This is a genomic window from Actinomycetospora lemnae, from assembly GCF_028737315.1.
Taxonomy (GTDB): Bacteria; Actinomycetota; Actinomycetes; order Mycobacteriales; family Pseudonocardiaceae; genus Actinomycetospora; species Actinomycetospora lemnae.
This window is the reverse complement of the sequence record NZ_JAQZAO010000018.1, coordinates 1-11,867: the sequence shown is the minus strand read 5'-3', so window position 1 is coordinate 11,867 and position 11,867 is coordinate 1. Positions and strand designations below refer to the sequence as shown.

Genomic DNA, 11,867 nt, shown 5'->3' with positions numbered 1-11,867 from the left:
GCAGCCCGGCCGCGGCGACGTCGCCCGACGAGCGAGGAGTGCTCATGACCGATCCCGACACGCCGACAGTCTGACCGACGACACACCGTGTGACCAGAGTGCAGACCCCAGGCCGTACCGCGGGGTAGCCACCCTCCGGGGCGCGCGGAGGTGTCCGCCGGCCGGCACGGGGTACCCGCGCCCTCGAACGCCTGTTCGATCCATCGTTCCCCGAGGAGTGCTCCCGTGAGCGACCCGACCCCCGACCCGCACGCCGTCGAGACCACCGGCGACTCCCCCGCCGGCTCGTCGGCGGAGAAGGACAACAGCAACTGGGTCACCGGCGACGAGCCGATGACCGGCCCGCAGGCCAGCTACCTCGAGACCCTCGCCCACCAGGCCGGCGAGGAACCCCCGACCGACCTGACGAAGGCCCAGGCCTCGGACGAGATCGAGCGTCTCCAGGGCGCGGTGACGCCGGGCGGCTCCTCCGGAGACGGGGACGGGGACGGGGACGGGGGCGGCACCCCCGACCTGTCCCGCCAGGAGCGCCCGACCGACCAGTGGGTCACCGGCGACGAGCCGATGACCGGGCCGCAGGCCAGCTACCTCGAGACGCTCGCCCAGCAGGCGGGCGAGGAGCCGCCGACCGGGCTGAACAAGTCGCAGGCGTCGCGGGCGATCGACGAGCTGCGGCAGAAGACCAGCCGGTGAGGCTGGTCTGGCCTCCCGACCGGGAGGGCGAGCTGGACCGCGCAGCCCTCGCGGAGGTCTACGCCTATCCCGCGGACCGCGACCGGCCGTGGGTGCGCGTCAACTTCGTGGCGAGCGCCGACGGGGCCGTCGCGGTCGGCGGGGTCTCCGGGGGTCTGCAGGCCCCCGGGGACAAGGAGGTCTTCGGGCTGCTGCGCGAGCTCGCCGACGTCGTGCTGGTGGGGTCGGGGACGGTGCGCGCCGAGGGCTACCGGGGCGCGCGGACGAACCCCGACCTGCGGGCGCGGCGGCGCGGCCGGGGTCAGGCCGCGGTGCCCCCGGTCGCCGTCGTCAGCACCCGCGGCGACCTCGACCCCTCGTCGGCACTGTTCACGGACACGACGGTGGCGCCGCTGGTGCTGACCGCCGCGGTGCACGCGCCGCGGGTCCGGGACGACCTGGGCGGGGTCGCCGCCGAGGTCGTCCCGGTCAGCGGCGACGACCCGGGCAGCACCGACCCGGGCGCCGTCGTCGACGCCCTCGCCGCGCGCGGCCTGACCCGCGTGCTCTGCGAGGGGGGCCCGGCGCTGTTCGGCTCGCTCCTGGCCGCGGAGCGGGTCGACGAGCTCTGCCTCTCCCTCGCCCCGCAGCTCGCCGGCGGCGGCGGCGCCGACCGGATCGTCACCGGTCCCGCCCTCGACGCCCCCCGACCGCTGCACCTCGCCGGCGTCGTCGCCCACGACGACGGGCTGCTCCTGCGCTACCGCACGGCCTGACGGCCCCCGCAGGCGAGATCCACGTCACGAACGTGGTCTTTTCGGGTGACGCCGCATGACGAGTCGGCGCCCCGCGTGTCCCACGGGTATCGGATCGGCAACCGGGCCGACCCGGGCAGAAGCATCGCTGACATCCGCGAGCGCACAGGGAGCGCCCCACCATGACGCAGAGCCCCAGCACCGGCACCGAGGCCTCGACCGGAGGGACCCAGTCGACGAGCGGGCGGACCGGTGGCAACAGCACTCCGGCCCGTCTCGCCGACGACACGGGGCAGGGCAAGACCACCATCGCCTCCGGCGTGGTGCAGAAGATCGCCGGCATCGCCGCCCGCGACGTCTCGGGCGTGTACTCGATGGGCGGCGGGGTCTCGCGCGCCTTCGGCGCGATCCGCGAGCGCATCCCCGGCGGCAGCGGCACCTCGCAGGCCGCCGGCGTGCAGGTCGAGGTGGGCGAGAAGCAGGCCGCCATCGACCTCGACATCGTCGTGGAGTACGGCGCCGGGATCGTCGAGCTGGCCCGCGCGGTCCGCCGCAACGTCATCGCCGCCGTCGAACAGATGACCGGCCTCGAGGTCATCGAGGTCAACATCGCCGTCAACGACATCCACATGCCGGGTGACGACACCGACGACGAGCAGCCGGCGACCCAGCCGACGACGCGCGTCGAGTGAGCACGTCCGACCCGTCGTCCGCGGCGGCCCGGGCCCGGCCGGCGGGGACCGCCGTGAGCCCGGGGTCACCGGACGCCCCGGGCCTCGGCCCGCTGCCGGAACGGATCGCCGAGGCGCTGCTCGCCCACCCCGCGGTGGCGGCGCTCTCGGGCGGCCCGTTCGGCACGCTCGCGACGTACCTGCCCGGGCGCCGGCTGCCCGGGATCGTCCTCGGGGAGGCGGGCGAGCCCGACCGGATCGCGGTGGTCCTGCGCTTCGGCGCCCCGGTCGGCCCCACGGCCACCGAGCTGCGCCGGATCGTCGCCGCGGCGTCGGGCAACCGGCGCGTCGACGTCACCGTCACCGACCTGGAGGTCCCCGAGTGACCGGGCCGGCGACGGAGGCGGAGTGGCGTGCGGCGCTGCGCGCGTTCGTCCGCACGCACCACCCCGACGTCGGCGGCGACCCGGACGCGTTCCGCGAGGGCCTGGCGGCCCTCCGGGCGACCGGGCCCACGGCCGGCGCGCCCGGCCCGTGGCCGGCCGCGGACGACCCCCGGCTCGACGCGCCGGTGGTCGCCGTCAGCGACGGCCACCTCGCCCGGCTCGGGCGGCTCGGACGCCGCCTGGCCCGCCGGTACGACCCCCGCCGCGGGTCCGCCCGCGTGCTCTAGCTCTTCCGTCCCGCCCACCGCGGGGCGACATCCATCGTGGAGGTAGTGGTCATGAGCGCCACCCGTGCCGGCATGTTCGTCGGCCTCATCCTGGGCGTGGCGGCCGCCGCCGGCGGTCTGCAGGGCTTCTTCATCGCCCTGGTGCTCGGTGTCCTGGGCTTCGTCGTGGGCCGCGTGCTCGACGGCGAGCTCGACGTCAACCAGTTCGTCGGGCGCGGCCGCGACCGATGAGCTCCTCGACCGACGCCACCGACGAGACCGCGCCCACGCCGGCTCCGTCGATGGTCACCCTCACCCCGCGCACCGACCCCGGGCGGGAGGACGCCGCCGAGCGCGGGCGTCTCGACGTGGCGCTGTCGGTGGTCCGCAAGATCGCGGAGTACGCCGCGGACCACACCGCGGGCACGGTGCGCACCCAGCGCCGCCTGGCCGGGCTGGACCTCGGCGAGGCCGGGACCAGCGCCAAGGTCTCGGGCTACGGCGAGCAGGTCGACCTGCGTCTGGAGGTCCCGCTGGCCTACCCGGCGCGGATCGCCGACAGCGCCGCCGCGGTGCGCGACCACGTCCGCGAGCGCGTGCAGGCGCTCACGCCCTACCGCGTGCGCTCGCTCGACATCGGCGTGTCCGCGCTGACCGACCCCGCCCTCCGGGCCACGCCCCGGACCCCTGCCTCCCGGACGGAGTGACAAGTGCGCCTGCTCCTGCGCGTGCTCGCACCGCTGCTCGCGCTCCTGCTGGCCGTCGTCGGCCTCGGCATCGTCGTCGAGACGGTGACGCTGTGGGTGGCGCCGGGCTCCAGCCCGCTCGTGGTGCCGTGGCCCTCGTGGCAGGCGGCCGTCGAGGGCCTGACCTGGCAGTCCGGGTCGGTGCGGGCGGTGGCGGTCATCGTCGGCGTCGGCGGGCTGTTCGTGCTGCTCACCGGGCTCGTCGCCCGCCGCCACGACGTCTACCTCGCCGACCCGGTCCCCGAGGTCACCGTGACGACGTCGCCCCGCTCGCTCGCCCGCGCGGTGGGCCACGAGGTCCGCTCGCACGACGACGTCATCTCCGCGTCGGTGGTCGCGTCCGCGAAGAAGATCACGGTCAAGGCCGCGACGCTCGACCCCGCCGAGGACGTCCGCGCGTCGCTGCGCGAGCGCGTCGACCAGACGCTCCTGCGCCTCCCGCTCGCGCAGCGCCCGCGGGTCGCGGTGTCGGTCACCACCACGAAGGGGGTCAAGTGAGCCGCCGCTCGCGGCGCGCCGTCGCCCGCTCCGCCGGGCGCGACCGCGTCCTCACCACGCTGCTGGGTCTCGTCCTCGTCGCCGCCTCGGTGCTCGCGCTGCTGGTCAGCTACGGGGTGTTCGGGACCTTCCGTGCCCAGCGCCCGATCATCGACCCGCTGCTCGTGACCTGGATCGGGACGCACGTCGCCGCCACGCGCTGGATCGCGATCGGGATCGGCGTGGTGCTCTTCTTCGTCGGCATCGCGTGGGTGGTGCGCTCGCTGCGCCCCGAGCCGCGGCCCGACGTGTCGCTCTCGGAGCTGCCGGGCGAGCGGCTCGTCGTCGAGCACGCGGCCGTCGCCGACGCCGTGCGCCAGGACGCCGAGACCATCGAGGGCGTGAGCCGCGCCCGCGTGCGCCTCGTCGGCACCTCGCTCAAGCCCGCGCTGCGGATCGCGCTGACCCTGGTCGAGGGCACCGACGTCCGCGACGTCTGGGCCGACCTCGACGGGCGAGTGCTCGCCCGCGCCCGCGAGGCCTTCGCCGTCTCGGCCCTGCCGACGGCCGTGCGCCTGGAGCTCGACGCCACCTCGGCGCCGACGCCGGCGCGGGTGGAGTAGGGGGTCACCGAGCGATGAGCACCTCGGCCAGGTCGAACCGCACCGGCCGGTCGAGCTGCTCGAAGGTGCACGACGCCGGATCGCGGTCCGGGCGCCAGCGCTTGAACTGCGCGGTGTGCCGGAAGCGCACGCCCTCCATGTGGTCGTACTTGACCTCCACGACGAGCTCCGGGCGCAGCGGCACGAACGAAAGGTCCTTCTGCGCGTTCCACCGGCTGTGCTCGGCGTCGCGGGGCGTGCGCGTGCCCTCCTCCTGGGCCGCCCACGCCCACGGGTGGCCCTCGAACGACGTGACCAGCGGCTGGAGCTCGGCGAAGAGCTCCTTGCGCCTCGCCATCGGGAACGCGCCGATGACGCCGACGCTCTGCAGCGTGCCGTCCTCGGTGTAGAGGCCGAGCAGCAGCGAGCCCAGCGCGTCCGGCCCCGACTTGTGCACCCGGTAGCCGGCGACGACGCAGTCGGCGGTGCGCTCGTGCTTGATCTTGCTCATGACCCGCTTGTCGGGCTGATAGGTCAGGTCCGCCTTCTTCGCGATCAGCCCGTCGAGCCCCGCGCCCTCGAAGCGGTCGAACCAGTCGCGGGCGGTCTCCACGTCCTCGGTCATCGGCGTGAGGTGCAGGTCGGGGCGCTCGAGACCACCGACGACCTCGGCGAGGCGCTCGCGGCGCTCGGTGAAGGGCCGGCCGGTGAGGTCGTCGTCGCCGAGGGCCAGCAGGTCGAACGCGACGAAGTGCGCCGGGGTCTCGACCGAGAGCTTCTTCACCCGCGAGGCCGCGGGGTGCACCCGCTGGAGCAGCGCCTCGAAGTCCAGGCCGGTCCCCTCGGCGTCGACCACGACGATCTCGCCGTCGATGACGCAGCGCGGCGGCAGCGCCGCCTGCACGGCCTCGACCAGCTCAGGGAAGTAGCGGGTCATCGGCTTCTCGTTGCGGCTGCCGATCTCGACCTCGTCGCCGTCGCGGAACACGACCGACCGGAAGCCGTCCCACTTGGGTTCGTACCGCTGGCCCGCGGGGATCTCCGCGACGGCCTTGGCCAGCATGGGGGCGACGGGCGGCATGACGGGCAGGTGCACGGGCAGCATTGTTCCGCCCCCTCACGCCCACGCCACCCGTGCCCGTCAGACTCCGGGACACACGATCCCCGCGCGATGAGAGGTGCTGCGTGCCGCGACCCGTCAGCAGGGCCGCCGTCCTCGTGCTGGGCGTCGTCCTGGTCCTGGGTCTCGGGGCCTGCGCGGTCGGGCCCTCGCAGCGGCCGCCGGTCGCGACGCTGGTCGACGAGCCGGCCACCCCGGAGCCCGCACCCGAGACCGGAGTGCCCGGGCCCGCGCCGTCGCTGCTGCCGCCGCTGCTGCCCTCCCCCACCGCGCCCGCCGGGTTCTCCGACTGCACCGCGGAGATCCGCGGGACGCTCGCCCCCGCCGACCTGGGCGGGCGCGACCTGCGCTTCGGCTGCCAGAGCGTGCCGGTCGGCGGCGGCGGTTCGTCGCGGGCGGAGATCGGGGTCCTGCAGGTGACGGTCGGGCCGGTGCCGCCCGGCGGGCCGATCCCGATCGTCGTGGTCGGCGAGGCGGGCGGCCCGTCGGGCAGCGACCGCGCCGTGCGCCTCGCCGCGACCGCGCCCGAGACCCTGCTCGCCGGCGCCGCGCTCTACGGCGTCGACCTGCGCGGCACCGGCAACTCCGAGCCGGTGGACTGCATCACCCCCTCGGTGCGCGAGGCGCTCGTCGACGCCGATCCGCTGGCCGCCGACCCGGTCGCCCTCGGCCCGCTGCGCGACGCCGCCGCCTCCGCGGCCAGCACCTGCACCCAGGTGCTCGAGAACGCGCTCACCGACTTCCGCACCGGCGTCGAGGCCGAGGACCTCGAGGAGGTCCGCGCGGCCCTCGGCGTGGAGCGGATGCACGTGGTGGGCGTCGGTGAGGGCGCGGGCGTGCTCGCGGCCTGGGCACGCCGGCACCCGTCGTCGGTGGGGCGCACGGTGCTCGACGGGGTCGCCGACCCCACCACCACGTTCTCCCAGCGCGCCCGCGAACGCGCGGCGGCGGCCCGCGACGCGCTCACCGGGTTCGCGGCCAACTGCACGGCGCGCCCCGACTGCCCGCTCGGCCCGGACCCGACGAGCACGGTCACCGGCATCCTCACCAACCTGCGCGCGGCGCCCCTGGCCGCGTCCGGCGGCCGGCAGGTCACCGACGGCACCGCCACCCGCGCGCTCGTCACCGGCCTCGCCGAGCCGGCGCTCTGGCCCGAGCTCGCCACGGCGATCGCGGCCGCGGGCGAGGGCGATCCCAACGGCGTCCTCGGCCTGCTCGCCCCCGCCGAGGCCGACGGCGGCGGCTTCGACGCGTCGGTACTGCTGACCTGCAACGACACCGTCGAGCGGCCCACGCTCGACCAGGTCGCCGCCGACACGGCCCGGGCCCGGGCGGCCGAGCCGCTGTTCGGTGCGTACTTCGCGCACGACGCGCTGCTGTGCAGCTCGTGGCCGGTGCCGGTCGACGTGCCCGAGCCGGGCGGCGCCGCCGGCCCGCCGTCACTGGTCGTCGGGACGCGCGGTGACCCGTTCACCCCGCTCGCCGGCAGCGAGCGCGTCGCGACCCAGCTGGGGTCGGCGAGCCTCGTCACCTGGCTCGGCGCGGGCCACGGCGCCTACCCCGCCACGCCGTGCATCCGGAGCGCCGTCGGCGGCTACCTGCGCGACGGTGTGCTGCCCCAGCAGGGGACGGTCTGCCCGCCGTGATCTCCGCCGCGCCCGGTGCCCGGTGCGTCCGGAGCGCCCCGCGACGCCGGGCTGGTTAGCCTGCCCCCGTGCAGCTCCCCCGCCTCGTCGACGCCGCGCTGGACCGCCTGGTCGTGCCCGGTTACTCCCGTCTGGGGTACGCCGCTCGGCGTGCGGGCTGGCGCACGCTGCCGTCCGGGTGCCTGGCCGGGCGGACCATCCTCGTGACCGGCGCGGCCGGCGGCCTGGGTGCCGCCACCGCCCGCGGGCTCGTGGGTCTCGGCGCGCGGGTCGAGCTCGTCGTGCGTGACCAGGCCCGCGGCGAGCGCACGGCCGCGGCACTGCGTGAGGCGCACCCGGGCGCGGCGGTCGAGGTCGCCGAGTGCGACGTGTCCTCGCTGGCCGACGTGCGCCGCTACGCCGCCGAGGTCCGCGACCGGGAGGCCGCGGTCCACGGCCTGGTGCACAACGCGGGCGTCATGCCCCCGGAGCGCACCGAGACCGCGGAGGGCCACGAGCTCGCGCTCGCGACGCACGTCCTGGGCCCGTTCCTCCTGACCCGCGAGCTGCGCCCGGCGCTGCGGGCGGGGGCGAGCCCGACGGCGCCCGCGCGCGTCGTGTTCGTCTCCTCCGGCGGCATGTACACGGCGTCGCTGCCCACCGACGACCCCGAGTTCCGCGTCGGCACCTACTCCGGCGGCGCGGCCTACGCGCGCACCAAGCGGATGCAGGTGGTGCTCGCCGAGCTGCTCGCCGACGACCTCGCGGGCGACGGCGTCGTCGTCCACAGCATGCACCCGGGCTGGGCCGACACCCCCGGTGTCGCCGGCTCGATGCCGGGCTTCCGCCGCGTCACGGGACCCCTGCTGCGCACCGACGACCAGGGCGCCGACACCGCCGTCTGGCTGCAGGCCGCGGCCGAGCCGGGGCACAGCACCGGGGTGTTCTGGCACGACCGGGCCCCCCGACCCACCCACTACCTGCCGCGGGGCGCCGAGACGCCGCAGGCCCGCGCGGCCCTGTGGACGCTGTGCGTCGACGCGACGGCCGGGTCGGCACGGTGAGCCGGTCGACCTGGCCGCGGCGCGGTCTCGACGAGGTCCACACGGCGGCCCCGGCCGATGCCGCCCTCCTGACCCCCGCCCGTCGGGAGCTCCAGGCGACGACGCGGGCGTTCGCGATGGAGGAGGTCCTGCCCGTCGCCGACGAGCTCGACCCGCGCCGCGAGGACATCCCGTCGTCCCTGCTCGACCGCATGGCCGAGCTCGGGCACTTCGGCATCCTCGTCGACGCCGAGCACGGCGGGCTGGGGCTCGGGGTGGTCGAGTACTGCCTGGTCTCCGAGGAGCTCGCCCGCGCCTGGATGAGCGTCGGCAGCATCATCGCCCGCGGCAACGGGACCGGCTGCGCCTCGCCCGACCCGTCACGGCGCGCCGAGCTGCTGCGGGCGAGTGCCGCGGGCCGTTGGGTGGGAGCCATCGCGTTCTCCGAGCCGCACGCCGGGTCCGACCTCGCCGGCGTGGAGTGCACGGCGCGGCGGGACGGCTCCGAATGGGTCGTGGAGGGGACGAAGCGCTGGGTGGGGCACGCGCTCTCGGCGGACTTCCTGCACCTCCTGGCCCGAACCCGCCCGCCCCGCGAGGGCGAGAGCCGCTCGGACGGCCTCGAGCTGTTCCTCGTGCCCAAGGAGCGCGGGAGCTTCCCCGACGGGGTCGTCGGCACGCCCATCGACAAGATCGGCTACTTCGGCCTGACGACCTGGCAGCTGGAGTTCGACGGCCTGCGCCTGCCCGCGGACGCGTTGCAGGACACGGGGCAGTCCGAGGGCCAGGGCTTCAAGGACAGCCTGCGCTGGCTCGGCACCGCGCGGGTGCAGACGGCGGCGCGGGCGGTGGGGCTCGCGCGCGGGGCGCTGGAGGACGCGGTGGCCTACAGCCGCCGCCGCGAGCAGTTCGGCCACCCGATCGCCGACCAGCAGGCCCTGCGCCACAAGCTCGCCGACATGGCCGCCGCCGTCGACGCCGCCCGCACGCTGTGGTGGCACGCGGCCTGGCTGCTCGACGAGGGTGCGCCCGGCGGGGACGTCGCCGCGTCGTCGGCCAAGCTCTTCGCCTCCGAGACGGCGGAGCAGGTCACCAGCGACGCGCTGCAGATCTTCGGCGGCAACGGCTACACGACGGAGCACTCGGTGGAGCGCTACTGGCGCGACGCCCGCCTGACGACGATCTTCGAGGGCACCTCGGAGATCCAGAGGAAGATCATCTCCGACGCCCTGCTCGCGTGACCCGGCCGTCCGGGGGAGATCCGTTCACCCGGACGCGGACCAGCAGGTTCGCCCGGTCGTCGCCCCCCATCGAGGGGTGTCCCCCGCCGTTCACCCGTCGATCGTGCGAAACAAACCGCTCGCGATGTTGGCGGTCGACCTCACGGTGGAAGGGACGCCACGGTGGGCAAGCCAGGCCCGGTGACGGGAGGTGACCGCGCGGTCGCCGACGGTCTCAGGAGCACGGGTCGAACCGGGGGGCGGGGAGTCATGACGGATGCGGTGGAGTTCGCGCGGGCGGTGCACCCGGCGCGGGCCGACGAGTCACAGCGGATGCGACACGAGGCGCGGGACTGGCTGGCCGGCCTCGACATCGACCAGGACGCGCGCGAGCGGGTGCTGATCGCGGTGTCGGAGGCCGTCGAGAACGCCGTCGAGCACGCCTATCCCGGCGACGCCGACGGCACGGTGGAGCTCACCCTGTGGTGCGAGGCGGACTCGGTGAACGTCCGCGTCACGGACAACGGACGGTGGGCCGACGCCGCGGCGCCGGCCACGCCGGGGTCGCACGCGACGCGCGGGCGCGGGTTCGTGCTGATGCAGCGCAGCGTGGACAGCGTCGCGGTCCGGCACACCTCGCGGGGCACGACCGTCGCCCTGCGCCAGCAGCGGGGCGGGGCGCCGGCGGCGGACTGACCGCCGGTGCGGGTCGGGGCGGCGGGCGCCTCAGCGCCCGCCGGTGAGGCCGGCCAGCACCTGGTCGAAGAAGCCGAGCAGCTCCGCCCGCAGGGCCGGGTGCTGCTCGGGGGGCGCCTGGCCGAGCAGCTGCCCGGCGCTCGACAGCATCCCGAGCACGAGGGTCGGGTAGGACGCGCCGGGCCGGGTGACGAGGTTGCCCTCGCGCGCCAGCCCGTCGAGGACCCGGGCGATGAAGGCGAGGGCGTAGTCGACCTCGCACTCCCGCCAGCGCTCCCAGCCCAGCGCCAGGGGGCCGTCGCGGAAGACGATGCGCCCGTAGGTCGGCTCGCTGCAGGCCTCGAGGAACGTGGTCAGCGCGGCCCGGGCGCCGACGAGGTGGTCCGGCGCGGCGTCGAGGGCGGTGCGCAGGCGCTCGTGCACCTCGGCCTCGCGAGCGGAGAACACGGCCTCGAACAGCGCCGCCTTGCCGGCGAAGTGGTGGTACACCGCGCCCTTGGTCATGCCGGCGACCGCGGCGACGTCGTCGATGGAGGTCTCGGCGAACCCGCGCTCGGCGAACAGCGCGGTCGCCGCCTCGACCAGCCCGGCCCGGGTCGCGGCCGTGGCCTCGGCGCGGGGGGAGGTCAGGCGGGGCACGACCGAAGGGTACGGACGGAGGCGTCCCGGGCCTACGGTGCAGGGGTGTCCGACGAACCCGTGCTGCGCGTGCTCGGCCGCGTGTCCTCGCCGCTCGTCGACCGGTCGCAGGCGCCGTGCCAGGGCGACGAGGGCGGGCCCGAGGCCGTCGTCACGCTCGAGCCGGACCTCGCCCCGGCGGTGCGCGACCTCGCCGTCGGGCAGGAGATCCTGCTGATCACGTGGCTCGACCGCGCCGACCGCTCGGTGCTGCGCGTCCACCCGCGCAACGACCCGCAGCAGCCCGAGACCGGCATCTTCGCCACCCGCTCCCCCGACCGCCCGAACCCGCTCGGCCTGCACCCCGTGCGCGTGCTGGCCGTCGACGGCACGGTGCTGCGGGTGTCGGACCTCGAGGCCATCGACGGCACCCCCGTCGTCGACATCAAGCCCGTCCTCGGGCCCGTCGGCGAGCGTTGTCACGACTCCGGGAGCAGCGCCTCCCGGTAGTGGGCTGTGTGTGTCAGCGGTGCGTCCTCGCTGGCGTTCGACGCCAGGATCGCCACATCCTCGTCGGCGCTACACGCCGGGAGCCGCCGGCAGCGCTCTGGCGACGGGACGCGGTCGCATTCGCGGGCCCGTAACCAGCGGCAAGATCGTCGGGGAGTGTCGGGGGTCGGGGCTAGCGTCCTGGTCATGGGCATCGCGGACCTCGACACCGGTGGGTTGCCGGTCGAGGTCCTCGACGCGATCGACCCGGCCGGGCTGGCCGGCGCCGAGGTCGTGGACTTCGCCCGCGACTGCTTCCGGGCCCGCAACCGCGCCACCGCCCGCTTGCTGACCGCGCTGCACGAGGCCGGCCGCACCGAGGAAGGGCAGAAGGGTCGCCGGGCGCTGCTCGACGAGTTCTCCGGCGACGAGGCCGCCGCCGCCCTGGGCTGGTCGCGGGCGATGGCCTGCCGCTGGCTGG

The 11,867-nt window shown here is 76.0% G+C and carries 17 protein-coding genes; 15 read left to right on the top strand and 2 right to left on the bottom strand.

Going from position 1 to position 11,867, the window contains the following annotated elements; translation table 11 throughout:
* Positions 1 to 225 precede the first annotated feature (225 nt).
* The 9 genes from PGB27_RS29380 to PGB27_RS26975 all read left to right on the top strand — a co-directional run bounded on the left by PGB27_RS29380 (position 226) and on the right by PGB27_RS26975 (position 4,596).
* On the top strand, positions 226 to 693 hold the full coding sequence (locus PGB27_RS29380; protein ID WP_332843878.1) for a DUF3072 domain-containing protein: 468 nt from the start codon (positions 226 to 228) through the stop codon (positions 691 to 693).
* Positions 690 to 1,448 (top strand): pyrimidine reductase family protein, encoded by a 759-nt coding sequence (locus PGB27_RS27010; RefSeq protein WP_274203547.1) that lies wholly within the window; start codon positions 690 to 692, stop codon positions 1,446 to 1,448. Before PGB27_RS29380 ends, PGB27_RS27010 begins: the two co-directional genes overlap by 4 nt.
* Positions 1,449 to 1,609: 161 nt before the next feature.
* Positions 1,610 to 2,119 carry an Asp23/Gls24 family envelope stress response protein gene (locus PGB27_RS27005; protein WP_274203546.1) on the top strand — a complete coding sequence of 170 codons (510 nt, stop codon included), beginning with the start codon at positions 1,610 to 1,612 and terminating at the stop codon, positions 2,117 to 2,119.
* A gap of 53 nt (positions 2,120 to 2,172) precedes the next feature.
* Complete coding sequence (locus tag PGB27_RS27000) at positions 2,173 to 2,484, top strand: hypothetical protein (protein ID WP_274203545.1); 312 nt, start codon at positions 2,173 to 2,175, stop codon at positions 2,482 to 2,484.
* Positions 2,481 to 2,771 carry a hypothetical protein gene (locus tag PGB27_RS26995; RefSeq protein WP_274203544.1) on the top strand — a complete coding sequence of 97 codons (291 nt, stop codon included), beginning with the start codon at positions 2,481 to 2,483 and terminating at the stop codon, positions 2,769 to 2,771. Before PGB27_RS27000 ends, PGB27_RS26995 begins: the two co-directional genes overlap by 4 nt.
* Before the next feature lie 51 nt (positions 2,772 to 2,822).
* Positions 2,823 to 3,002, top strand: coding sequence for a hypothetical protein (locus tag PGB27_RS26990; RefSeq protein WP_274197018.1), 180 nt, complete (start codon positions 2,823 to 2,825; stop codon positions 3,000 to 3,002).
* Positions 2,999 to 3,457 (top strand): Asp23/Gls24 family envelope stress response protein, encoded by a 459-nt coding sequence (locus PGB27_RS26985; RefSeq protein ID WP_274203543.1) that lies wholly within the window; start codon positions 2,999 to 3,001, stop codon positions 3,455 to 3,457. Before PGB27_RS26990 ends, PGB27_RS26985 begins: the two co-directional genes overlap by 4 nt.
* A gap of 3 nt (positions 3,458 to 3,460) precedes the next feature.
* A complete protein-coding gene (locus tag PGB27_RS26980) occupies positions 3,461 to 3,994 on the top strand; it encodes a DUF6286 domain-containing protein (protein ID WP_274203542.1) in 534 nt (177 codons plus the stop codon).
* Positions 3,991 to 4,596 (top strand): Asp23/Gls24 family envelope stress response protein, encoded by a 606-nt coding sequence (locus tag PGB27_RS26975; protein WP_274203541.1) that lies wholly within the window; start codon positions 3,991 to 3,993, stop codon positions 4,594 to 4,596. The genes PGB27_RS26980 and PGB27_RS26975 overlap by 4 nt, the downstream gene beginning before the upstream one ends.
* 4 nt (positions 4,597 to 4,600) lie before the next feature.
* Here PGB27_RS26975 and PGB27_RS26970 read toward each other — a convergent pair whose 3' ends face one another.
* Positions 4,601 to 5,671: an ATP-dependent DNA ligase gene (locus PGB27_RS26970; protein ID WP_274203540.1), complete on the bottom strand. Its 1,071-nt coding sequence runs from the start codon at positions 5,669 to 5,671 to the stop codon at positions 4,601 to 4,603.
* Between the two features lie 89 nt (positions 5,672 to 5,760).
* Between PGB27_RS26970 and PGB27_RS26965 the strand changes: the two genes are divergently transcribed.
* From PGB27_RS26965 to PGB27_RS26950, 4 genes are all read left to right on the top strand, one after another.
* Positions 5,761 to 7,341: an alpha/beta hydrolase gene (locus tag PGB27_RS26965; RefSeq protein WP_274203539.1), complete on the top strand. Its 1,581-nt coding sequence runs from the start codon at positions 5,761 to 5,763 to the stop codon at positions 7,339 to 7,341.
* Positions 7,342 to 7,409: 68 nt separating this feature from the next.
* A complete protein-coding gene (locus PGB27_RS26960; protein WP_274203538.1) occupies positions 7,410 to 8,384 on the top strand; it encodes an SDR family NAD(P)-dependent oxidoreductase in 975 nt (324 codons plus the stop codon).
* Entirely contained in the window at positions 8,381 to 9,604 is a 1,224-nt protein-coding gene (locus PGB27_RS26955) for an acyl-CoA dehydrogenase family protein (RefSeq protein WP_274203537.1), read from the top strand. Before PGB27_RS26960 ends, PGB27_RS26955 begins: the two co-directional genes overlap by 4 nt.
* A 249-nt stretch (positions 9,605 to 9,853) precedes the next feature.
* Positions 9,854 to 10,279, top strand: coding sequence for an ATP-binding protein (locus PGB27_RS26950; RefSeq protein WP_274203536.1), 426 nt, complete (start codon positions 9,854 to 9,856; stop codon positions 10,277 to 10,279).
* Positions 10,280 to 10,309: 30 nt separating this feature from the next.
* On the opposite strand, the gene PGB27_RS26945 is transcribed toward PGB27_RS26950, so the two are convergent.
* The gene (locus PGB27_RS26945; RefSeq protein ID WP_274203535.1) at positions 10,310 to 10,918 is read right to left on the bottom strand and encodes a TetR/AcrR family transcriptional regulator; all 609 of its coding nucleotides are present in this window, start codon (positions 10,916 to 10,918) and stop codon (positions 10,310 to 10,312) included.
* 45 nt (positions 10,919 to 10,963) lie between these two features.
* Here PGB27_RS26945 and tsaA point away from each other — a divergent pair, with 45 nt between their 5' ends.
* Together tsaA and PGB27_RS26935 are read left to right on the top strand one after the other, a co-directional pair.
* Complete coding sequence (gene tsaA / locus PGB27_RS26940; RefSeq protein WP_274203534.1) at positions 10,964 to 11,407, top strand: tRNA (N6-threonylcarbamoyladenosine(37)-N6)-methyltransferase TrmO; 444 nt, start codon at positions 10,964 to 10,966, stop codon at positions 11,405 to 11,407.
* A 186-nt stretch (positions 11,408 to 11,593) separates the two neighbouring features.
* Positions 11,594 to 11,867: hypothetical protein (locus tag PGB27_RS26935; protein ID WP_274203533.1), on the top strand; the 274-nt coding region annotated here is incomplete at its 3' end.